At 43.4% G+C, this 588-nt stretch carries 1 protein-coding gene; it reads left to right on the forward strand.

Features of this window, described 5'->3' with window-relative positions; genetic code table 11:
- Positions 1-136: 136 nt before the first annotated feature.
- Complete coding sequence (locus R8O11_RS29625) at positions 137-559, forward strand: hypothetical protein (protein ID WP_025506983.1); 423 nt, start codon at positions 137-139, stop codon at positions 557-559.
- Positions 560-588 lie beyond the last annotated feature (29 nt).

The raw sequence follows: 588 nt of genomic DNA on the forward strand, positions 1-588 counted from the left end.
AATAATACAGAGCGATTTTCCCGATCCCGTTCAATTTATCGGCATTATTTTCATATCATCTGAACTTTCTTACGAGAAACTACGTAACGAAGATGGAATGCAATTACGCAATCTCACACATAAGTAAGGAATACATATGAACAACTCCATCAACAACTCATTCCTAAAGTTTGGTTTAGCTGCATGTCTGTTCAGTTTTTCTGCGTTTAGTTTTTCCTCTCCAAGTATTGAAGGCGCAGATCAAGATATGTCCACGGGCACCGTAACGGCAAAAATGGCTCATGCTGACGAAAACGGGTGGATGGTTGTACACCGAACAGATGAATCGATGAAGCCAGGCCCCGTGATCGGCTATGCTCCGCTTAAAATGGGACAAAATGAGAACGTGAATGCAATTTTGATGGAACCGGTTGAGTCTGGTGACATGCTGATGCTAATGGTCCACGGAGAAAAAGGTGGAATGAAGACGGGCGTATTTGAGTATTCACTCGGAGCCAAAGAAGATGGTCCTGTAAAGGTTGACGGTAAGTTGGTGATGGACATCGTCCGCGCTAAATAAGGCGAGCATATATTTAAAAATTGCCCCTC

The organism is Vibrio sp. 1288 (assembly GCF_033344475.1).

Bases quoted from the DNA above. Each gene is read 5' to 3' on its own strand.
- R8O11_RS29625 (WP_025506983.1), top strand. From the start codon at position 137: ATGAACAACTCCATCAACAACTCATTCCTAAAGTTTGGTTTAGCTGCA.